Genomic DNA, 21,567 nt, shown 5'->3' with positions numbered 1-21,567 from the left:
TTAAGAATGCGATTATCGAGTTGTTAACACCCTTTGCTTCTGTTGGTTTAGTACATACTCTAACGGCAGATAATGGTAAAGAGTTTGCTGAGCATCAAGCCATTGCAAAAGCACTGAATTGTGACTTTTACTTTGCAGACCCTTATGCTTCTTGGCAACGTGGATTGAATGAAAATACAAATGGCTTAATACGTCAATACTGCCCCAAAGGTTCATGCTTTAAGCACTTAGATGATGAGCATTTTGAATTCATTATGCATCGTTTAAATAACCGACCTAGGAAAACACTTGGAATGAAAACACCAAATGAAGTATTGTTTGAAGAATTACAGGCTGTTGCACTAGCAAGTTGAATCCAAGTCATAAAAGCAGTGTAGTCTACTTCATAACCAACGACACGCCCAAAGACAGGCTGATCAATCTGAGTAGTCATATTTATCTAAACCTGCAACAGATTACGGAATTATCGCTCTATACCCTGAAGTCTGATTCAGAAAAACTAAGCCTAGATGGAAAAAAAGTAAAGCTACCCGCTGAAACCACAGTGATTCACTTTACTATGTCACCGACTTTTTCTTCTTACCCAGACTCCAAGCACCCAGAGCGTCGCCTGCACGAAAGACGCTTTTACACCTTCTATTACCTACCTGAAAGCATCCAAGAATACCTTGCACTGCTACAGGAGTTGAACGGCATTATTCTTAACAATGATTAATTAGCCCCAAGCATCACTAGCACCTGCTTAACGCGGGCAGCTTGCTTGGTCGCTTAGCTCAATACAAATACTGTAAAACTCACTAGTGCTGCCGCCCACATAGCGGCGAGCAGCATTAGCATTTTGTGCAGCCAACTTAGCTTCACTACCTAGGGTTGTCCATCGACCCAAGTGTAAAGCTACCTCACCTTCAAACTGCCGCCCAGCAAAATGAGTCCTTCCTCTAGCGTTGGTATTGCCTTGTTTAGCTTGCTGGCTAGTTAAATTAACAATTAGTTGGTCACCTAGTGGCTTAACACTCACCCAAACGCCGCTTGCCAACCACTCATAGCCGGTTTGACGCTGCTGCCCCACCATCGTTTCTACTGGAATCCAGAACCCACGCTCTAACCTAGCTTCTCCTTCTTCCCTAACTAGAAGTTCAAAAATATCTGAACGAGCTGTTGAGTAGTGACGAATAGATTTTTGCTGGGTAGCTTCTAAATTAATCTGCCCCTGTGCAAACAACACTCGCCATGCAAGCGCTGGCTGATCTAAAGCATCTATGAGTATAGCTAGCTGCGCTAAATCGGATGACTGGCCACTTAAAACAATTTTTTGATTTTGTAGGCTTGCAGCCGCACCCTTAGGTAAGTGAGGCTTAATGGCAGATAAAATTTCAGTCGCAGGGCGGTGCTCTAGCTCAATCAGCTGTATTTTATGTGCATCTTCCGCTTTCACTTCAGGTACAATGCACTGCACCAACAAGAGTAGCAATAAAAAAGCTCTAGTTAACGCATAGTAAGGTTTATAACTTTTAGGCTCTTGCCTCATCACTGACTCCAAAGTGCATTAAAAAATATCCATTTTAACTTAATACTGATACTAGCTTGCTGCAAGTAGTCTATTGTTAAATTAACTTGCAATTAAGCTCAACACTGTTACACCTTTTCGTTATTTTTGGGTAGAAGTTAACTTAACTTTAGTTCTAAAATATACAGTCATTAGTGAAAATGTAGAAAGAACAGGGAATAGCATGTTACAACCTATAACTCTTACCTCAAAAGTAAACAAGTCGAAGTCCAACACAAAGCGCAAGCGCTACCCTCTGCTTAGCTTAGAGTTTCTAGTGACTTTCTTACTAGACAGTGGAGAATTTCACACTAGCGCCCAACAAATTTCTCACGAAGAAGTTCGTGTTATTTGCCCAGCTGGCGATATTCCTATGCTGGTACCTAGAACAGCGCACCATCGCCCCGATGAAAAAATCATTCATCAAGCTGAGTTAACGCTTGATAAAAATTTTAAATTAAATGTAAAACTACAAGTGCTTAACTGCCGTCGTTATTCACAACAGGGTTTTAATATTGCCTTTCGTATCGTTGAATTAACAGATGAGCAACAAGACGAATTAGAAGCTTTTTTAAATTCAGCGATAGATAAAAACATTCCAACTGCCAGCATGTTTAATTAAGCAAAACCAACCTAAGCGCATTAGCTAATCAATATTATTTGCGTTGGCATTTAGAGATTTTTCTAAGCATGAATTTACTACTCTTAACCCCGCAAGAAATTGATGAGCAGGGCTGTGTACAACTCACCGATCGCCGCCACCAACATATTCAGCAAGTACACCGCCTTAACAAAGGCGATACTCTACAGGCAGGTGTTATAAATGGCTTGTGTGGTGAAGCAGAAATTTTAGAGCAACAACCTCACTTAACTCGCCTAAAACTTAACCTTTACCGCCAGCCACCAGCCCCTTTACCCGTTACCCTCTTACTGGCTTTACCTCGTCCTAGAATGCTCGCCAGAAGTTTAGAGCACTTAACTGCTTTAGGGGTAAAAAAGCTGGTGTTAATGCACACTAATCGTGTAGAAAAAAGTTTTTGGCAGTCACCTGAATTAAAACCAGAAAAAATTCATCAACATTTAATTTTAGGTTTAGAGCAAGCCAAAGATACCCAGCTACCCGAAGTGCATTTTAAAAAACGTTTTAAACCCTTCGTAGAAGATGAGCTGACTAGCTTAGCTGCCAACTCTCTCAAGCTGGTCGCCCACCCAGGTAACTACCCAAGCTGCCCACGCAATATAAACCAACAGCTAACCCTAGCAATTGGCCCAGAAGGTGGTTTTATAGATTACGAAATTGAGCTTTTAAAAGCTCAAGGCTTTCAAGCGGTACAACTAGGAGAGCGCATCTTAAGGGTAGAAACAGCCGTAACAGCTTTACTCGCGCGCCTTTTCTGAGACAATTCGCCCTAGCTAAAATTCTACTTAGAGTAGACCTTTTTTTACGCACAAGGTATAACCTCAGGTCTATTTCCCTTATATTAGCAACTAGCTAACCTTAAAATTGGAGACAAACCTACGATGGGCTTGTTATGGATTCCTCTGTTGCCAATGCTCGGTACCTTAATGCCTTTAATGGCGGCCCGCTTTAGTCGCAACAGCATTGCTCTATTAACTGCGCTACTGCCAGCAGCCGCACTTTTTTTACTTTTTACACAAGCGCCAGCAGTTTTTAGTGGCCAGGTGTTAGCAGTTAGCTTTAAGTGGATACCCCTAGCAGGTTTAGAAGTTGCTTTTAGATTAGATGGCCTAGCTTGGCTTTTTGCGCTGTTAATTCTTGGTATAGGGCAACTCATTATTCTTTATGCGCGCTATTATCTTTCTGAACAAGATAATATGCCGCTTTTTTATTCTTATCTGCTTCTGTTTATGACCGCCATGCTGGGCATAGTTTTGTCTGGCAACCTAATTCAGCTCTGGTTCTTCTGGGAATTAACCAGTATCAGTTCCTTTTTGCTGATTGGTTTTTGGTCGCACAAATCAGAAGCTCGTAAAGGCGCACGTATGGCGCTTACCATTACAGGAGCCGGTGGGTTAGCGCTCCTAGCTGGGCTGTTACTGGTTGGCCAAGTGGTTGGTAGTTATGACTTAGGTGAAGTGCTAGCTAGTGGTGATTTAATTCGTGAACATGCCGCCTATCCTGTCATTCTTGTGCTGGTACTTTTAGGCGCTTTTACCAAGTCAGCACAATTTCCTTTTCATTTTTGGCTGCCTCATGCCATGTCTGCACCCACACCCGTGAGTGCTTACCTACATTCGGCAACCATGGTTAAGGCGGGTATTTTCTTAATGGCTCGTATGTACCCTGTACTTTCAGGGACAGAGTTGTGGTTTTTAATTGTTAGCATGACTGGTCTAGCCACATTATTAATAGGTGCTTATGTCGCTTTATTTAAGCATGACTTAAAAGGGTTACTGGCTTATTCAACCATTAGTCACCTAGGTTTAATTACCCTGCTTTTAGGTATGAATACGCAACTGTCTACTGTTGCAGCTATTTTCCATATTGTTAACCACGCTGCCTTTAAAGCATCGCTCTTTATGGCGGCTGGTATTATTGACCACGAAACTGGCACTCGAGATATGCGGCAAATTAACGGTTTATGGAAATACATGCCGCATACTGCCACGCTTGCTATGGTTGCTGCTGCCTCCATGGCAGGTGTTCCCCTTCTAAATGGCTTCTTATCGAAGGAAATGTTTTTTGCCGAAACACTGCAACAGGTAACGCTAGGCTCCCTGTCTTGGATGGTACCCGTATTCGCTACTTTAGGAACGGTCTTCTCCGTAGCCTATTCAGCTCGCTTTATTCACGATGTGTTTTTTAATGGCGAGCCTGTCGATCTACCTAAAACCCCTCACGAACCACCTCGCTTTATGCGTATTCCTGTTGAAGTGCTTATTGCGCTTTGTTTGCTCATAGGTATCTTCCCCAACTTTGTTATAGGTCCACTTTTGGCTATAGCTTCAAGTGCTGCCTTGGGTGGCGATCTACCTAACTACAGCCTAGCGATATGGCATGGTTTTAATGTGCCGCTACTGATGAGTTTTTTAGCCATGGTAGGTGGTTTAATTATTTACTATAACCGCAAGCACTTGTTTCGTTTTCAAGCACAGTTTCCAGAAGCTGATGCCAAGCTAATTTTTGAATGGGTCATGCAGCAGCTAGTAAAAGGTTGCACCGTTATCATGCAAAAGCTCGAAAATGGCTCCTTGCAGCGCTATATTTACCTACTGATCTTTTTAGCCATGATTTTAATGGCTGGTCCAATGATAGATTTAAACGCTACCGAGGGTCATAAATCTCAACTACCACTAGATAACCTCACTCTAATAGCCGCTATTATTCTTGCTGCTGCAACGCTAGCTACAGTTTTATTTAACCGTAAAAGACTGGTTTCTATCATTAGTTTATCGGTGGTGGGATTAATTGTATCCCTTGCTTTTGCTCGTTTTTCAGCACCCGACCTAGCCTTAACCCAGCTTTCTGTTGAAGTAGTCACCATGATACTACTGCTTTTAGCTCTATTCTTTTTACCGCAAAACACTCCAAAAGAATCTCACCCGCGTAGACTGGTTAGAGACCTAAGCTTGGCAGGTATTATTGGAGGGGTGATCGGCACTATTAACTACGCCATGATTACTCGTCCCCTTGATAGCCTTTCCTGGTTTTACTTAGAAAACAGTAAAACGGGTGGTGGTGGCACCAACGTGGTGAACGTTATTCTGGTCGACTTCCGTGGACTCGATACTCTGGGTGAAATATCGGTTCTAGGTATAGCGGCGCTGGGTATTTATAAACTTATCGTGCGTATGCGTCTCTACATGCCAAGCAGCGATTCCACTGGACGCCCTTGGGCAGTTGGCCGCCACCCTATGATGCTAAGTGTGGTATCACAGAGCCTTTTACCCTTAGCACTTTTAGTGTCGGCCTATATTTTCTTGCGTGGCCACAATATGCCAGGCGGTGGTTTTATTGCTGGTTTAATTACTTCCGTGGCCATTATTCAACAATACATAGCCCATGGGGTGGATTGGATCAAAGACCGCTTACGCATTAATTATCAATGGCTCGTTGCTAGCGGTATTTTAATTGCCGCTTTAACAGGGGTAGGCAGCTGGTTCTTTAATCGCCCTTTCTTAACGACTTGGTATGATTATTTCAACCTACCTTTAATTGGTGAGTTTGAGCTGGCTAGTGCAATGCTGTTTGATTTAGGTGTTTACCTCACAGTTATTGGAGCAACACTTATGATTCTAGCTAACCTAGGTAAACTAACTACCAAACAAAGCCCTGCAATGAAGGAGAGTAACTAATGGAAGCTATTTTCGCTTTTAGTGTTGGCCTATTAACAGCTGCCGGCGTATTCCTTTCTCTACGTGGGCGCAGTTTTCCTGTGGTTGTGGGCATTACTCTACTGTCTTATGCAGTTAACCTCTTTTTATTTTCTAGTGGTCGTTTAACCATAAATGGAGCTGCTGTTTTAGGTACTTCAGAAGTCTATGCCGATCCAGTACCTCAAGCTCTTGTACTAACAGCCATAGTTATTGGCTTTGCCATGACTGCTTTTGTTTTAATTCTTGGCATGCGCTCTCGTGCAGATTTAGGTAACGACCACGTTGATGGCCGTCTAGCAGTAGAGCCTGAGGAAAAGAAAAAATGATTCAGCAACACCTCACCTTATTGCCCGTTATTTTTCCTTTAATAATGGGTGCTCTACTCTTGCTACCGCCCATCACCAACAGTTTAGCAAGACAACGCAACGTAGCTCTTGCCGCTTGCTTAGTTCTTATTGCTTTAAGTGTTTGGATGGTCCAAGTCGCCAGCTCAGGCAGTATTCAGCTTTATTATTTAGGTGACTGGAAGCCACCCTTTGGTATTTTATTTGTGGCAGACCGAACTTCTGCACTCATGGTACTCCTCAGTAGTAGCTTAACACTGGGTGCATTGCTCTACGCTACAGGCGGTGATGACAAAACAGGTATGTTCTTTTACCCACTCTTTCTGTTTCAAATTGCGGGTATCAATGGCGCCTTTTTAACCGGTGACTTATTCAACCTTTTTGTATTCTTTGAAGTGCTACTCATAGCCTCCTACTCTTTACTAATTCATGGTGGTGGCAAGCAGCGCACTCAAGCAGCCATGCATTACGTTATTCTTAACCTGGTTGGCTCAGCTTTCTTCCTGTTTGCCTTAGGTATTCTGTACGGCACGCTAGGCACACTGAATATGGCAGATATGGCCAGCAGAATTCACCAGCTTCAGCCAGATGAGCAAGCCTTAGTTAAAGCAGGTGGGTTATTACTACTGGTAGTTTTTGGTCTGAAATCAGCACTCTTACCCTTGCAGTTTTGGTTGCCTCGCACCTATTCTGCAGCCAGCGCACCCGTTGCTGCACTGTTTGCGATTATGACCAAAGTGGGTATTTACAGTATTTTGCGTGTGCACACTTTAGTTTTTGGACCAGAAGCAGGTGATTTAGCTAACCTTATTCAGCCTTGGTTATGGCCTTTGTCGCTACTAACCCTAACGATAGGTGCAGTAGGTGCGTTAGCCAGCCCTAGCTTAAGAATGCTGGCCGCTAACCTGGTTATTATTTCGGTAGGAACCTTGCTAATTGCTGCAGCCATAGCAACACCTCAAGCTATAGCAGCAGCCCTTTATTACCTAGTTCACTCTACTTTAATTGCCGCAGCCCTCTTTTTGTTAGCCGATGCGATAGGCGAACAAAGGGGCAAGCCGGGTGACCGTTTTGTTTCAGCCAGACGAGTCCAGCAACCTATTTTATTAGGCTCGGCATTTTTTATTGCTGCCTTAAGCTTAGCCGGTCTACCACCTTTTTCAGGTTTTGTAGGTAAGCTGATGCTGCTACAAGCTAGTAGTGAGCCTTCTATAGCAAGCTGGGTTTGGCCTGCCTTATTAATTAGCAGCCTAGCCGCCATTATTGCTCTAGCCAGAGCAGGTACTAGTTTATTTTGGCGTGTCAGTGGTGAAAATAGCGCCAGCGAGCCCGCAGCAGTATTAAAGCTTTCTGGTGTTTGGCTACTATTAATTTGTTCACCCTTAATGGTTATTTTTGCAGGAAGCATAACTGAATACACGCGTTTAGCAGCAGAGCAACTGTTCAACATTCAGCCAACCCTTGAATTGATTCTGCCACAAGGAGCCAAGTAATGGATCCCAATCCGCGCTTTCGTTTATTCCCCATGCCAGTACAAAGTGGGCTGCTTTTTGTGGTTTGGCTTTTAATGAATAATACTCTAGCCGTAGGACACATCTTTTTAGCTGCCTTACTTGCCTTGGCTATTCCTATAGCAGTTAGTAGCCTTCAGCACCCTCAACCTACTGTGCATAAACCTCTTTTAGCATTACGGTATTTTTTACTGGTTTTAATGGACATAGTAATTGCCAATATACAGGTCGCCATTTTAATTCTTGGGCCACTCAAAAAAATGCAGCCCGGCTTTATTGCAGTGCCTTTAGATATAAAGCAAAACCTACCTATAACTCTGCTAGCTAGCACCGTGTCTTTAACCCCTGGCACGGTTAGTTGTGACGTTTCTGAAGACCAGTGTTGGCTGTATATTCATGCACTTAACCTAGTTGATGAGCAAGAACTGATTAATTCAATTAAAAATCGTTATGAAGCCCCACTTAAGGAGATTTTTGGATGTTAAAAACTGCCTTACTCCTTGTAAACTTTATGATAGCAATGGCACTTTTATTAAGCCTTTGGCGACTCATTCAGGGCCCTAGCCTAGCTGATAGAATATTGGCACTAGACACCTTGTACATAAACAGCATTGCACTAATTATTTTATTGGGCATGTACATGGGCTCACCCTTATATTTTGAAGCAGCCTTACTAATTGCACTCCTTGGGTTTGTGAGTACGGCTGCCTTGTGTAAATACCTGCTACGCGGCGATATTATTGAGTAGATACCACTATGAATTGGACTGAATTAGCTATAAGTTTTTTTGTATTGTTAGGTGGGCTATTTATGCTTATTGGCTCGATAGGCTTAGCAAGGCTGCCTGATTTTTATATGCGTCTTCATGCCCCCACTAAAGCAACCACCCTGGGCGTGGGCAGTTTATTGATAGCATCCATGCTATTTTTCAGCATTAAAAACTCCATGTTTAGTATTCATGAAGTATTAATAACAATTTTCTTATTTATTACTGCACCGGTTAGCGCACACATGATGGCTAAAGCAGCCTTGCATGTAGACACCCAAACCCTTGAACGCACCCAAGGCAGTGAAGCACATCAAGCTGCTACAGCACGCAAAAGCACACCAAGTGAAGCAGACCTAGCCAACAAACAAGAAGGCAGTGAAAGCTAAGCAGCTAATATTCAAAACCAGCCCTTACGCTTAAAGTAAACCAGCATAGACGCAACAATAACCAGCATTAATCCCCAAGCAGCTGGGTAACCAAAAGCCCAGTTTAGCTCGGGCATATTCCAAGTACTGGTTTCTGGGTTAAAGTTCATTCCATAAACGCCAACAATAAAGGTGAGTGGAATAAACAGGGTAGAAATAACCGTAAGCACTTTCATTACCTCATTCATACGACTACTCAGCGACGACATATACATATCGTATAGGCTAAATACTAATTCACGCTGGCTTTCTACACTGTCGATGACTTGCACTAGGTGATCGTACACATCACGCAAATAAATTTTAATTTCAGGGCTAATCAACGGTGAATCATCACGAATTAAGCTATTAACCCCATCACGCAAAGACCAAACGGATTTTCTAAAAAAGATGAGGTCACGGCGCAGGGCATGAATGCTTTGTAAATCGGTCGGCTCTGGTTGTTCTAGTACCCTTTCTTCCATACTTTCTATGGTTTCGTTAATAAAATCTAAAGCCGTAAAGTAATGGTCAACCAAATTGTCTAACAAGGCATAGGTTAAAAAGTCGATACTGTGGCGACGTAAACGGGTATTGGCCACCAGCATGCGACGAATAACTGGATCAAAGAGCGGGTCATCACTTTCTTGAAAGGACAAAACAAAGTTTTTACCTAACACCAAGCTAACCTGTTCAGACTTAAGCTCTGTTTCATCTCCCTGTTGGCGTGCCGTTATCATGCGCCCCACCACAAAAATAACATCACCATAGGGTTCTACTTTAGGGCGCTGATTAACACTAACTATGTCTTCCTGAACTAAAGAATGCAGTTCAAAAAAATTCATTATTTCCCGCAATCTAGGTAAATCATGCAAACCCTGAACCTGAAACCAGGTCTTACTGCTAGGGCGCATATAACCGGCCTTAGGGTCTAAAGCATCGACAGCAAAAGATTCATAACGATTGGCATCGTAATCATGCACCGTCAATTTCATAGCATCTAACTTTTTTTCGCCCGTATGCAACAAAGTGCCTGGCGGTTGGCCGGGTGTTTTACGCTGCACAGCACCAGCAGAAGACCGATTAAATAGGCTACGAAAACCCATGCTCTACACCTTACTGTAAGAATTTAGTCTTTAAACTTTACCATAAATTCTAATCCAAACTGCTTAACACAGAACTTTACAACTAACCTGGATAGAACATTTTTCATTGACATTTTTTCGAATAATTCGAATACTGTAGGTAATTATACTAGCTATCTTAAAGAGGTTAATACCATGATAAACCTACAAAGCTTACCTAGCCCTGAAGAAGTTGCGTTAGCAAAAATAAGCAGCCAAGAGCTTTCAGCAATAGTTGCGTTTGCTGGTGAGTCTCAACAACTACAAGTGATGGGCAACGATGGTAAAAATCATCAAGTACAAATACCTTCTAGTGCATTAAAACTTTTAATCGAGGTGCTAACTCAGTTAGGGCAGGGAAATAGTGTCAATATAATTCCTATTCAGGCTGAGCTAACAACACAAGAAGCAGCCGATATGTTGAACATGTCACGCCCAACATTTATTAAACTTCTGGATAATAACGAGCTTCCTTACGTTCGAAAAGGTAATCGTCGTAAAGTGGCTTTTGTTGAAGTTATAAAATACAAAAATGCACTAGATACTAAGCGGCTTGAAGCTTTAGATGAATTAAGTGCTCTAGATCAAGAGCTGGGTATGGGCTACTAATGACAAACTATGCCGTCATACTAGATGCTTGTGTACTCTACCCTGCACCCATTCGCAGTTATTTACTTTATTTAGCCCAAACGGGGTTATATCGAGCGCGGTGGACAGAGCAAATACACGATGAATGGATACGCAACTTGCTGTCTAACAACCAGCAGTTAGATAGAGCAAAGATAGAACGAACTAAGCAGCTTATGAATAAACATAACCCAGACTGTCTTATAGAAGGTTATGAACCACTTATTGAAAGCATTAGTCTTCCTGATCTAAATGATAGGCATGTGCTTGCAGCTGCTATTCGTGGTCAGGCTGAAGCAATTATTACCTACAACCTTAAAGACTTTCCGGCTGAAGCCCTGTCCTGCTTTGGTGTTAGTGCAATCCACCCAGATGAATTTTTATCCGATATGTTTGAGCTTAATCCTAGCCTAGCTATACAAGCAGCACATAGACATAGGCGGGGTCTTAAAAACCCACCCTTATCTGCAGATGATTACCTTGACTGTTTACAAAAGCAGAAGTTACCTAACTTTGTTTCTTTATTAAGAGACATAAAATTTGCAATATAAACAGAGCGCTTGTGGATTATTAGCAGGCCCATTAAAGATTACTACAAATTAATTCCAGTTTATTTTTGCTGGTCTTTAAATACCTGCTCAAACATAGGTACTAAAAATTTATTGCCGTATTCACTTAAATGGTCGTCATCTATGACCCTACCACCAGAAAAGAGAAAAATGGTTGGGGAAATAATTTATGCACTAGCCAAACCTTAACCTTATTGGGTTTTGGCTTGGCTAGTTTGTAGAAGGTTACCAGCCTTGGGTATGTTGAATAACCAGCTCTTGCATCATTTGAATATGTTCTGGTCTTGAGTTGAGCGCAGGTATATAGGTAAAGCCTGTGCCGCCTGCCTGTTCAAAATACTCACGGTTTTCATCTTCTATTTCTTCTAGTGTTTCTAAACAGTCAGCACTAAAGCCTGGGCAAATAACCGATAGACCTTGGGTTTTTGCTGCGCCTAAAGCTTTCATGGTTTCATCGGTATAGGGTTGCAACCAAGGCTCACGTCCAAAGCGTGACTGAAAAGTTAGCTTCCACTCACCGTCTGCTAGGTTCAGTTCCTTAGCCAGTGCATTAGCTGTTGCATGGCATTGCCTTTCATAGGGGTCTCCCTTAGTGGTATAACGCTGTGGAATTCCATGAAAAGACATAATTAACTGTTCTGAATTTTTACCCTGACTTTGCCAAGACTGACGAACCGACTCAGCTAAAGCTCGAATGTAGGCAGGGTAGGTAGCATAGTCACGAATAAAGCGTAGCTCTGGCCAATGCGGGCATTTTTTAAGGCTGGCAGCTAAACGGTCAAAAGCCGCTGCGGTCGTTGAAGATGAAAACTGCGGGTACATAGGTAGCACTACTAGCTTTTCAACACCTAACTGGCGCATTTCTCTACCAACATCTTCCATAGAAGGTGAGCCATAAGTCATGGCGAGCAATACAGGAATTTTCTCACCTAGGGTTTCTTCTAGTTTAGCTTCTAAACCTGCACGCTGCTGTTTGCTAATCGCCAACAAAGGCGAGCCTTCGTCTGTCAAAACCTGTTGGTAATTTTTGGCAACTCGGCCAGGGCGAAAGCGTAAAATAATGCCGTGCAGAATTAACCACCAAAGGGGGCGCGCCACATCAACCACGCGCCTGTCCCATAAAAACTCAGCAAGGTATTTTTTTACTGCAGAGGGGGTTGGTGCATCTGGTGTTCCCAGATTTACCAATAAAACTGCAAAGGGGGGCTTTTTGGTAGAAGACACTGACTATCCTTATTATTACTAATGGTTGCTGAGTATATTACCAAATTAGGAAGGCAAAACTAAGCAATAAAAAAGCCCTGTTAGTCGTTATTAACCAACAGGGCCAGTCAACTAATGAGACTAGCTACTTATCTAAACGATAAATTTTGTCAGCATTCATTTTGCTGCTCCAAGGCAAGCCTGAATTCTGCCAACCATTTTTTAAGCGTTTACCCGCATGAGGGCCTTCTTTTTGGCTAGAGCCTTGAAAACCATTAACTACATAACGCGCATTCACTAAGCCTGCTTCGCGTAGAACCTTGGCACTGGGTTCGCCACGTTCGCTACCCGAACGACACATAGTGATGACTTCAGTGTTTTCATCCCAACCACGCTTAGCTAGTTCTGCTTTAATTTCTGCCACAAAATTAGCATTACGCTTAATAGGAAAAATATTGCGTTCTGCGTTCCATTCAGTACGGTCAACTAATAGAAAAGGCACATTTAAGTCAACAGCATCGGTAAAGCCCACAAACATAATTTCGACTGGGTCGCGTACATCGACCAGTAAAACATTTTGCTTAGTTTGCTGGGTTTTTGCGTAAGCATCTTTCGCACTAATCCCTAGCTCAACAGCACTAACACTTAAAGCGGTAAAGGTTAAAGCCACTGCTAAAGCCATTTTTGGTAAAAACTTCATCTTCTTCTCCGATCAGTCATATTCAAAACATCTAAAGTAGAATACAGGATACATTAGAAAAAATGAATGAATAATTTTACAAACTTCAGTGTATCTAAAGGCTGAAAAGCAACTTAACAGTCTGGCCTTCTGGCGCAAGCAACTTGAGTTTGATGATGTAAACATCAAAACTGTAATTTTTTAGAATATGTGAACTAGCGCAAGTTTTAACCTAGCTTAATTGACAAAGAATAATTTTTAAATAACAATCCCCCAGCAATTAAATATATATTTATATACCACCCACTGATATAAGCTTAAAGGAAGAGGTATGAAAAAAACATTATTAATATCAAGCTTAGCTATTCTAGCTTCTTTGCTAATTGTAGGCTGTGGAGATTCAGAAGATAAAAAAGCTGAAAAAGCCGCAACTAATGTAGAAGAAAAAACAAGCAAACCTGCAGAAAAGATTAAGGAACCAGAAGTAGTAACCTGTGAAGATGTTACAGAAGAAACTACTGCTTGCGAATTTAAAGATGGTATAGCTGCTTACCACACCCAAGACGGATTATTTTTAACTAGCGAAGTTCAAGCTAGTGTAAAAATAGGTTTAAAATTTATAATAGAAAAAGCGGATAGTCTAACTAATGGTGTTAAAAATACATCTACAATTCTTGCTCATAATGAAGCTTTTCCTGCTGCACAGACTTGTAAAGATTTAGGTGAAGGGTGGTATTTACCAGCTGCAAGAGAGGTTGAGAATGCTTTTGTACGTGTACCTCGTGGAAGCACTTTACTTAACCACCAGTTCCTTACCTCTACTTTTATTCGTGATGGATTCGGGTCAGAGTCCGTTGCAGTGCTTGACTCAAACTCCCAGCACTTTTATCCAATATTAAAAAATATAGGGTTGTTTCGTAACGATAATGACTATAGCGTTATTTGTGCAAAAAGCCTGTAAAGATGCAGTTGTTAAATATCAATAAAGCAACCCCACTCAATTAAGGGTGGCTATCAGAAAGGAAGTAAAATGAAAAAAGTATTAATGATGTTTGGTGTAACTATTATTGCTGGTGTACTTCTAACTGGCTGCAGTAAATCACAAGCAGAAATAGAAGAAGAAGCGAAGGAATTAGCAACTGCCTGCATTGAACAAATGCAAAAAAACCCTATAACTGGTGGTGAAAGTAAAGCCTGTAAAGAAGTTGAAAAGTTTGCTAAAAAGCATGGTATAGATTTCTAATTTATACTTTTTTATAAGCTGCCCATTTAGCTGGGCAGCTTTTCTTTATACCACCTAAATTCAACTCTAAAAACCCACTTTAATTTTTTATCAGCCTGAGTGTATTTAAAAGCACCGATAAACTACTTAACAACATGGCAATGGCTGCGGCTAAGGGCGTTACACCAAGAACAAAAAATAGGCTAATTACCCCCAGATTATAAATCACCGCAAAAAATAGGTTTTGTTTCACCAGCCTATAAAACTTTTTAGCTAATTTTAAGCTAGCTGCTAAGGCCTCTAAACCCCTTTCATCTTGAGTTATTACTACGCCTGCAGCAGCTACTGCAACTGAGCTAGCACCAGGCATAGCAATACCTGCACTGGCACTAGCCAATACCAAAGCATCGTTAGCACCATCACCTACAAAAGCCAGTTTGTTTCTGGGTAGTTTATTTATAATTTGAGCTTTTTCTTCAGGGCTGGCATGGGTTACTACTTGGTCAAAGTTGATTTTTAATTCATCTATTAAAGCTTTGGCAGCTGCGGTGCTGTCACCTGTCATTAACCAAATATCTAACCCATATTCTTTAACCAAGCCTTCTAAAAAACCTTTAGCTTCTGGTCTTAAACTATCGGTTAGTTTGAGTGTGGCTATCCATTCTTGCCGGTAGCTTAAATAAACTTCAGCTGGGTTAAGGCTAGGTAAATCCTTAACCCCTAAACTGCTTAACCAAGCATGAGAACCTAAATGAATTGGGCCTTGGTTATTGGCTAATTCTAAAGCTACGCCTTGCGAAAAAATTTGTGGTGGGTTTTCATTTTCTAGGGGTGGGATATTGTCTTTCGTTAACTTTGCCGTTGCATAGTTTGTAATGGCTTCTGCCAAGGGGTGAGCGTTACCTGCTTCTACTAAAAGTAAAAACTGTGCGACCTCTGCTGCCTGCCACCCTGCTTTTAAAGTTAAATGCGTTACTTGCAGCTTACCTAAAGTAAGTGTACCAGTTTTATCAAACGCCATAATTTCTGCTTGGGCCAAGTTTTCTATGCTGGCAGGGTCTTTCCAAACCACCCCTTGTTGAGCAGCTTTGTAGCTTGCTAAAGCATAAGCAAGAGGTAAAGCCATACCCACGGCACAAGGGCAAGCAGCAACTAGAATACTTAGGCTGCCCAAAATGGCTTGGCTAAAAGCTTGGCCTATTGCTAAATAATAAACCAAGGCAGCTAAAGCTAAACTTAAAGTAATTGGAAATAACAGACTAACAAACTTTTCTGCAGTTGCTGCCAAAGTAGAGCGCCCGCTAAACAGCTCTAGCATTCTTAAACCTAATAGATCAATGCGGCGTTTATTCGTTGCGGTAACCACTCTAACTTCTAAAGGTGCCGTTAAGTTTATCGCACCAGCATAGACCAACTGTCCAGCAGCAACTTTTTGCGGCTGAAACTCACCCGTTAGTAAGGCATTGTTTAATAAAGAAGTGCCTTTTTCTACCAGTCCATCCACTGCTAGCCTTTCACCTGCTTTAACTAGCACTAAATCATTAATACTTAATTCACTAACAGCCAGTTCTTCTTGGGTTGGGCTGGCGGGCTGTTGATTAAACACTAAACGAGTAGCCGTTTCTGGGCTTAACTTTTCTAAGGCTTGAATGGCTTTTTGACTAGAGGTTTTAGCTTTTATTTCTATAAGCCGCCCTAAAAGTAAAAAAGTAATTAGCATGGTGGCAGCATCTAGGTAAACGTCTGTTTTACCCATACTTAAGTTGACCACTGAAATAATCACCGAGCCCCAAACGCCCAAAGAAATAAAAGCATCCATACCTGCAATACCTAGCCTAAGCGTGTTGAATGCGGCTCGATAAAAATCTAAACCACTATAGAGAACAACAGGCAAAGCAAGTAACAAAGTGGTTAAGGCAAGGTTGTATTCAACTTCAAAGGGGTTGCTGCTTAAATACAGCACCCAAGAACCCAACATACTCCACATGCCAAAAACGACTGCTATAGCCAGTTGTAAGCTAAGTTTTTGGGTTTGTTTTTTAAGGCTTTGCTGGGCTTTTTTTGGTGTTAGCCAAGGACTAATGGAATAACCTAACGCTTCAACTCTTTGCACCAGCTGATGAAAGTTAACCCTTTGTGGGTTCCAAGTAATTAAAGCTGAAGCGGCGGTAAAATTTATTTGCGCGGACTCAATACCCACCACTCGAATCAGAGTTTTTTCTATAGCCCGAGCGCAGCTAGCACACCACATACCACCAATACTGAAAACCGCTCGTCCAGCTGGCGTTAAGTCTTCTAGCTCTTCAAGAAGTGACATTTTTAAATAACCTGAAAAAAATTATATTCCATCTTGCTTAGGCAGTGGCTTAATCACTTTTTTGAATTTGCTGGTGATAATACTCAGCCACATCTCGCATTTCTTCACTGGTTAAACCCTGAACATTATTAGGCATAACTGCATCGTTGGTGCGCTTGCCGTGTTTAAATGCCTCCAGCTGGCTATAGATATAATCAGGGTTTTGCCCTTCAAGACTAGGAAATACTTGAGCAAGGTTTGGGGCATGACAACTGGAACAAGGTGGCGCCCCTGCTTCAGGTTTACCTTGCTTAGCAAGCTGCTCACCTTTTGAAGCAAAACCACCTAAGTAGGTCATATTTACAGGCTGACGTTCTAGTTGAGCATAATAATGAATTGCTGCTTCTAATTCTTGGTCAGAAGAATGCTCAACAACATAACGCATAGAGTTATTATCTCGAGTTAATTCTTTAAAATCAGTTAACTGTTTTTGCAAATAATCGACAGTTAAACCTGCTAAGGCAGGAGTTTGGCCGCTACCCTCACCAGCTAAACCATGGCAAGAAGCACAGCTCCAAACCACGGCATTACCTTGAGTAACTACCTTAGGCGCAGCAGGTAAGTTAAGTGCGGCTAGCTTGGCTGGTTTATCTAACTTAACGCTAGACTCGCTAGTAGGTGCTGGGTAATAACTGTTGGCATAATAAAGTAACGCTATCAATAATAGGCTTACCAGCACCACCAAAAAAGCTAAAGGAATGGGGTTAGACTGCTCCCAAGGCTCAAAAGAATCTTCTGCAAAAGCTTGATTGTTTTTATCCTTCTCCTGATTCATTTTTAACCTCCTGCGACTGCTCAGTTTCTAACTGCCCATCAAAACCTTGGTCTCTTAAATAGTGCTCTTTATCGGCAACTGGGTAGGTTCTATCTAAAGACTGTAAGTAAGCCACCAAATCTAAAGCAGACTGTTTGGCAACTACTTGGTGTCCTGCTGGCTTAAACTGACTGGGTAATTTAACCACTAAATCATCTGCTGCTGGCTGCTGCTTCAGTTCAAATAAAAAAGGGTAAGCTGGCATCAAACTCCATTCAAAAATAGCCCTAGGTTGGAAAAGATGGGTTAAGTGCCATGCCTGACTAGGTAAGCGTGCGCCAACATTTAATAAATCTGGCCCAGTGCGCATAGTGCCTAGCAAATGCGGTTTATCATAAACATAGTCCGCTGGGGTTGAAGCCCTACCCCAACCTTTAGTCATATCGGCGGGGGTTTGACCAAAAGACCTAGGCTGCTGGCTATGACAATAAATACAACCTTGGTTGATGTACACCTGCCTTCCGCGCAACTCTTGCTGAGTGTAGTCTTCAAGGTAGCCAGTGGTTTCCAAGTTATGTACCTGAAAACCAGGAATAACTACCAAAGCCATGGTTGCAAACGCAAGAATAAGCGCAGCCCCAATTAAAATAGCAACTGGGCGATTCATTATTCACCCCCTCTAGTGTGTGCTTTAGGTTGTTTCAGCATAATTAAAAAATGATAAGCAAATACAAAGTGCCCCAGAGTCATTAAGCTGCCACCTAAAGAGCGCCACTCTAAATAAGGTTTTATATTGCGAGTAATAGTTTCAAAACTTGTGGCTGGGTTGAGTAACTCCACGCCTTGCAACCAACCGCCCACGCTTAAAAAAACTACATAAATAGTGATGCCTACAACGACCAGCCAAAAATGTAGTTTTATTAAGCCAGGTTTAGGCCAAGCCCTACCAAAGAGGTGAGGTAAGATGTAATAAAAAGCACCCATCATAATTAAAGAAATAAACCCATAAGCACCTAAATGTGCATGAGCCACGGTAAAATGGGTGAAGTGAGTAATGGTGTTAATACTTCTTAAAGCTTCTAACGAACCTTGGAAGGAAGACAGGGTGTACATAAGCGCACCCAGCCAAATAAAACGCAGGGTATAAGATTGTTTGAATGCCCACATATTTTTAAGCATTAAACCATGCTGGTTAATAGCAACTGCAATAACTGGCACAAACATCATAATGCTATGCACTATAGACAGCGTTACCAACCAAGTGGGAATAGGGCCACCCACTAGGTGGTGAATACCTACCTGGCTATAAAATAATGCCAAACTCCAAAAACCCAACACAGACAGGTTATAAGAAAAAATTGGCTTACCAATTATTTTAGGAATTAAATAATAGGCAGTGGCTATCCCCATAGGAGTTACCCACAAACCTAAAACATTATGCGCAAACCACCAATTAAGCGTGGCTTGTTCTACCCCAAAATGCAGGCCAGGAATTTTGGCAATAAAATATAAAAGTGGAAACCATAAAAGTGCAGCTAAAAAATACCAAGCGGATACATACACATGCTCTACTTCTCGGTGGGTGGCTGTTTCTATGACAGGCCAAGCTACAAACAACACCCCGACCACTAAAAACACACTGATTTGCCAAGGTATTTCTAACCACTCAACCCCGTCACTCCAGCCTAGGCTAATGGCCAAAGCACCAGCGATTAACCCTAAAGTCCATATAAGACCACCCCAAAGTGCCATGCGTGGCCGCCTTAAAGGGGTACGAAACACTCTAGGAATAACCCACAAAACAACGGCTAGGCTAGCTACTGACAACCAACCATAGTTAACTAAATTTAGATGAACGGTACGTGCACGGCCAAAAGTTAAAAATTCATACTGGCTAAGCCAGTCAGGTAAATGCAGTTTAAAAGAAGATAACAAGCCATACAGCGAACCCACCAGCAAAAAAAACATAGCTACACTAAGAAAAACCAACACAACTGACCGACCCGATTTATCTATGCCAGCTCTGACAGCATCGAACTGATGAGTCCTAGTAGAATAAACACTAGCAGGGTCGTCTAAAACGTCGGTTTCACCTTCTTCAAAAATACTTAAAGCAGCTTTTTTACCACCAAAAAAGTGCCCTCTAGTTATCGCCCAAACCATTGCAGCCAAGGCAACTAGAGAAACCACAAAACTTAAAATTAGCAGTAGGCTAAAAGAGGTGTGCATAATTAAATAAGCCTTTATTGGTGTTATTTAACTAAAGGCTAGTAGCTGAGCAGCGATAAGTACAAGGTCAGTAAGTGACCAAACACCTTTGATCTAGATCAAAACTAGGCTAGATGAGAGCTTAAGCTTCATAGAATGTTTGGTTATCAATTTAGAAGAAAGCCTTATACCTAGAAACATTTAGCTGTCTAGGGTTTTTAATGTAGGTAGACGCCAAAGGATATAAGCACTGACTGCTAAGGCTGTAGCCAACATGGCAAGTTTTGCCCAGAGCAGGCTAACAATAAATAAAGTGAAGCTTACGCTTATCCACAAGAGGCCTATTGCCATCAGCTTGGCTTTTAAGGGTAGCCCTTTACCCGCAAGGTAGTTAGCTATCATAGGACCATAACGATGATGACTGGTTATCCAAGCATAAAACCTTGGTGAGCTGCGGGCAAAACAAGCCGCCGCTAAAAGTATAAAGGGCGTAGTGGGAAGCAAAGGCAAGAAAATACCTATAACCCCCATCACAAAACTAAACCAGCCAAAAATAAAAACCACACGCCTAACTAAAGGATTAGCAATAAGTTTGGGGGCGGGCAGGGATGTAGAGGTCAATGAGTTACCTAAAATATTTTTAATTAGTTACTCGCAAGAGAAAAGGTGTTTTTGCCTTTTCTTTTGCTCTGGTACATAGCGTCATCTGAAGCCTTAAGCAGCTCATCTACTGTGTCTCCGTCATCTGGACAAAAACTAATTCCAATGCTCGCGCCTACTTTAGCTTGTTCATCTGACTCTAGCGGTATATCTTCGCCGATTAAGGTTAGAATTTTTTCAGCCACATTCAAAGCATCTTGCTTGGCGTTAATTTGAGATAGAATAATAACAAACTCATCACCACCAAGCCTTGCAACTGTGTCAGTTTTTCGTACCAAGGCTGTTAGTCTGTTAGACACCACCTTTAAAACAGTGTCACCGGCATCATGTCCTAGTGTGTCATTAACGGCTTTGAATCCGTCTAAATCAATAAATAAGAGTGCAAACTTATTTTGATCACGCAAAGTACGAGCTACCTGCTGATGTAAGCGATCAAAGAATAAAGACCGATTAGGTAAACCCGTTAAACGGTCGTAATAAGCTAACACTTCTAGACGGTCTTTTTCTGTTTCTCGCAAAGTAACATCTTGTGCAGCAAAGAAGTAAGACTCATCTTGTATAGCTAAGAAGACTTCTAGGTATCGATATTCACCTTTTTTATTACGAAACCTAAGCATTAAGGTTTGTCCCTGGCCGCTAGCTTGCAAGCGTTTAATAGATAAAAGAAAGCGCTTTTTATCTTCTGGATGAGTGTAATCAACCAAGCTAGTTTCGCTCAGATCATCTTGTGTATAACCTAGCTCTTTTTCCCAAGCAGGATTAAGTCTTTGGCAAAAGCCTTGCTTATCAGTAATAGCCATAAGACTGGGTGTTAACTCAAAAAAATGCGTTATTTGATCACTCAGTTTTTTTGCCTTGGCTTGAATACTTTCTACAATGAGCGCTGATTTTATTCGAGCGCGCTGCGACAAATAAAGTGCACTACCCGCTGCAAAGTTAACAGGCTCTTCGCATTTAAGGGTGTAGGTGCTTTTTGAACCCACCCGATTCTAACAAGCACCTTGCTATGTAGTTGGTTAAATTTCTAAAACCCAGTCCTATGCCTCGTAAGTGCTCCAGCCTGCCATTAATCGCTTCTGTTGGTCCATTGCTAGTGCCTGGGCGATCGAAGTAAGCAAGGATGCTCTGAGCGTGTTTTTTTAATGTTTTTCCTAAGCGTTTAACTTCAATAAGTTCTATCGGTAAGTCAGGCGCTGTGATTATTTTTATAAGTGCTTGCATTAGTTTTTTGCCACGTCTGCGATCTGGCTCGT

General features: G+C 41.8%; 25 protein-coding genes. 14 read left to right on the top strand and 11 right to left on the bottom strand.

All coding sequences use genetic code 11. From position 1 onward, the window contains the following. Both BP27_RS0111975 and BP27_RS0111970 read left to right on the top strand, forming a co-directional pair. The coding region (locus BP27_RS0111975) for an IS30 family transposase (RefSeq protein WP_036239974.1) at positions 1–353 on the top strand (353 nt) is incomplete at its 5' end. After that, positions 350–715 carry a hypothetical protein gene (locus BP27_RS0111970; RefSeq protein ID WP_027851755.1) on the top strand — a complete coding sequence of 122 codons (366 nt, stop codon included), beginning with the start codon at positions 350–352 and terminating at the stop codon, positions 713–715. The genes BP27_RS0111975 and BP27_RS0111970, both read left to right, overlap by 4 nt. A gap of 27 nt (positions 716–742) precedes the next feature. Here BP27_RS0111970 and BP27_RS0111965 read toward each other — a convergent pair whose 3' ends face one another. After that, positions 743–1,528 carry a hypothetical protein gene (locus tag BP27_RS0111965; protein WP_027851754.1) on the bottom strand — a complete coding sequence of 262 codons (786 nt, stop codon included), beginning with the start codon at positions 1,526–1,528 and terminating at the stop codon, positions 743–745. Positions 1,529–1,823: 295 nt separating this feature from the next. Here BP27_RS0111965 and BP27_RS0111960 point away from each other — a divergent pair, with 295 nt between their 5' ends. The 8 genes from BP27_RS0111960 (at position 1,824) to BP27_RS0111925 (ending at position 8,894) form a co-directional block, all read left to right on the top strand. Further along, entirely contained in the window at positions 1,824–2,168 is a 345-nt protein-coding gene (locus BP27_RS0111960) for a hypothetical protein (protein WP_150112055.1), read from the top strand. A 68-nt stretch (positions 2,169–2,236) separates the two neighbouring features. After that, the gene (locus BP27_RS0111955) at positions 2,237–2,944 is read left to right on the top strand and encodes a 16S rRNA (uracil(1498)-N(3))-methyltransferase (RefSeq protein ID WP_027851752.1); all 708 of its coding nucleotides are present in this window, start codon (positions 2,237–2,239) and stop codon (positions 2,942–2,944) included. Positions 2,945–3,067: 123 nt separating this feature from the next. Then, on the top strand, positions 3,068–5,863 hold the full coding sequence (locus BP27_RS0111950; RefSeq protein WP_027851751.1) for a monovalent cation/H+ antiporter subunit A: 2,796 nt from the start codon (positions 3,068–3,070) through the stop codon (positions 5,861–5,863). Then, on the top strand, positions 5,863–6,210 hold the full coding sequence (locus BP27_RS0111945; RefSeq protein WP_027851750.1) for a Na+/H+ antiporter subunit C: 348 nt from the start codon (positions 5,863–5,865) through the stop codon (positions 6,208–6,210). The genes BP27_RS0111950 and BP27_RS0111945 overlap by 1 nt, the downstream gene beginning before the upstream one ends. After that, positions 6,207–7,721 carry a monovalent cation/H+ antiporter subunit D gene (locus BP27_RS0111940; protein ID WP_036240223.1) on the top strand — a complete coding sequence of 505 codons (1,515 nt, stop codon included), beginning with the start codon at positions 6,207–6,209 and terminating at the stop codon, positions 7,719–7,721. The genes BP27_RS0111945 and BP27_RS0111940 overlap by 4 nt, the downstream gene beginning before the upstream one ends. Then, entirely contained in the window at positions 7,721–8,224 is a 504-nt protein-coding gene (locus BP27_RS0111935) for a Na+/H+ antiporter subunit E (RefSeq protein ID WP_027851748.1), read from the top strand. Before BP27_RS0111940 ends, BP27_RS0111935 begins: the two co-directional genes overlap by 1 nt. After that, entirely contained in the window at positions 8,218–8,487 is a 270-nt protein-coding gene (locus tag BP27_RS0111930) for a K+/H+ antiporter subunit F (protein ID WP_027851747.1), read from the top strand. The genes BP27_RS0111935 and BP27_RS0111930 overlap by 7 nt, the downstream gene beginning before the upstream one ends. Before the next feature lie 8 nt (positions 8,488–8,495). Continuing rightward, positions 8,496–8,894, top strand: a complete 399-nt coding sequence (locus BP27_RS0111925) for a Na+/H+ antiporter subunit G (RefSeq protein ID WP_027851746.1) — start codon at positions 8,496–8,498, stop codon at positions 8,892–8,894. Between the two features lie 11 nt (positions 8,895–8,905). Here the strand turns inward: BP27_RS0111925 and corA are convergent, their stop codons facing one another. Further along, the gene (gene corA, locus BP27_RS0111920; RefSeq protein ID WP_051610551.1) at positions 8,906–10,018 is read right to left on the bottom strand and encodes a magnesium/cobalt transporter CorA; all 1,113 of its coding nucleotides are present in this window, start codon (positions 10,016–10,018) and stop codon (positions 8,906–8,908) included. Between the two features lie 174 nt (positions 10,019–10,192). On the opposite strand from corA, the gene BP27_RS0111915 reads away from it, so the two are divergent. Continuing rightward, the gene (locus tag BP27_RS0111915; protein WP_027851744.1) at positions 10,193–10,645 is read left to right on the top strand and encodes a helix-turn-helix domain-containing protein; all 453 of its coding nucleotides are present in this window, start codon (positions 10,193–10,195) and stop codon (positions 10,643–10,645) included. Continuing rightward, complete coding sequence (locus BP27_RS0111910; protein WP_027851743.1) at positions 10,645–11,214, top strand: PIN domain-containing protein; 570 nt, start codon at positions 10,645–10,647, stop codon at positions 11,212–11,214. Before BP27_RS0111915 ends, BP27_RS0111910 begins: the two co-directional genes overlap by 1 nt. A gap of 243 nt (positions 11,215–11,457) precedes the next feature. On the opposite strand, the gene hemH is transcribed toward BP27_RS0111910, so the two are convergent. Further along, positions 11,458–12,456 carry a ferrochelatase gene (hemH, locus tag BP27_RS0111905; RefSeq protein ID WP_027851742.1) on the bottom strand — a complete coding sequence of 333 codons (999 nt, stop codon included), beginning with the start codon at positions 12,454–12,456 and terminating at the stop codon, positions 11,458–11,460. Positions 12,457–12,580: 124 nt separating this feature from the next. Next, a complete protein-coding gene (locus BP27_RS0111900; RefSeq protein ID WP_027851741.1) occupies positions 12,581–13,135 on the bottom strand; it encodes a rhodanese-like domain-containing protein in 555 nt (184 codons plus the stop codon). A 310-nt stretch (positions 13,136–13,445) separates the two neighbouring features. Between BP27_RS0111900 and BP27_RS0111895 the strand changes: the two genes are divergently transcribed. Both BP27_RS0111895 and BP27_RS0111890 read left to right on the top strand, forming a co-directional pair. Continuing rightward, positions 13,446–14,075, top strand: a complete 630-nt coding sequence (locus BP27_RS0111895; protein WP_027851740.1) for a hypothetical protein — start codon at positions 13,446–13,448, stop codon at positions 14,073–14,075. A gap of 69 nt (positions 14,076–14,144) precedes the next feature. Continuing rightward, on the top strand, positions 14,145–14,357 hold the full coding sequence (locus BP27_RS0111890; RefSeq protein WP_027851739.1) for a hypothetical protein: 213 nt from the start codon (positions 14,145–14,147) through the stop codon (positions 14,355–14,357). Positions 14,358–14,436: 79 nt separating this feature from the next. Here BP27_RS0111890 and BP27_RS16200 read toward each other — a convergent pair whose 3' ends face one another. The 7 genes from BP27_RS16200 to BP27_RS16185 all read right to left on the bottom strand — a co-directional run. Beyond that, positions 14,437–16,653, bottom strand: coding sequence for a heavy metal translocating P-type ATPase (locus BP27_RS16200; RefSeq protein ID WP_051610550.1), 2,217 nt, complete (start codon positions 16,651–16,653; stop codon positions 14,437–14,439). A 49-nt stretch (positions 16,654–16,702) separates the two neighbouring features. Beyond that, entirely contained in the window at positions 16,703–17,467 is a 765-nt protein-coding gene (locus tag BP27_RS16195; RefSeq protein WP_051610549.1) for a c-type cytochrome, read from the bottom strand. Then, complete coding sequence (locus BP27_RS0111875) at positions 17,448–18,113, bottom strand: cbb3-type cytochrome c oxidase subunit II (protein ID WP_027851738.1); 666 nt, start codon at positions 18,111–18,113, stop codon at positions 17,448–17,450. The genes BP27_RS16195 and BP27_RS0111875 overlap by 20 nt, the downstream gene beginning before the upstream one ends. Continuing rightward, complete coding sequence (locus tag BP27_RS0111870; RefSeq protein WP_027851737.1) at positions 18,113–19,675, bottom strand: cbb3-type cytochrome c oxidase subunit I; 1,563 nt, start codon at positions 19,673–19,675, stop codon at positions 18,113–18,115. Before BP27_RS0111870 ends, BP27_RS0111875 begins: the two co-directional genes overlap by 1 nt. A 180-nt stretch (positions 19,676–19,855) precedes the next feature. Then, a complete protein-coding gene (locus BP27_RS0111865; protein ID WP_245597844.1) occupies positions 19,856–20,275 on the bottom strand; it encodes a YbaN family protein in 420 nt (139 codons plus the stop codon). A 23-nt stretch (positions 20,276–20,298) separates the two neighbouring features. Continuing rightward, positions 20,299–21,297 (bottom strand): GGDEF domain-containing protein, encoded by a 999-nt coding sequence (locus BP27_RS16190; protein WP_051610548.1) that lies wholly within the window; start codon positions 21,295–21,297, stop codon positions 20,299–20,301. After that, positions 21,269–21,567, bottom strand: a 299-nt coding sequence (locus BP27_RS16185) for a transposase (RefSeq protein ID WP_036240221.1), incomplete at its 5' end; no start/stop codon positions are given. The genes BP27_RS16190 and BP27_RS16185, both read right to left, overlap by 29 nt.

This window comes from Marinospirillum insulare DSM 21763 (assembly GCF_000686905.1).
Classification (GTDB): domain Bacteria; phylum Pseudomonadota; class Gammaproteobacteria; order Pseudomonadales; family Halomonadaceae; genus Marinospirillum; species Marinospirillum insulare.
This window is presented reverse-complemented; position numbering and strand designations above follow the sequence as displayed.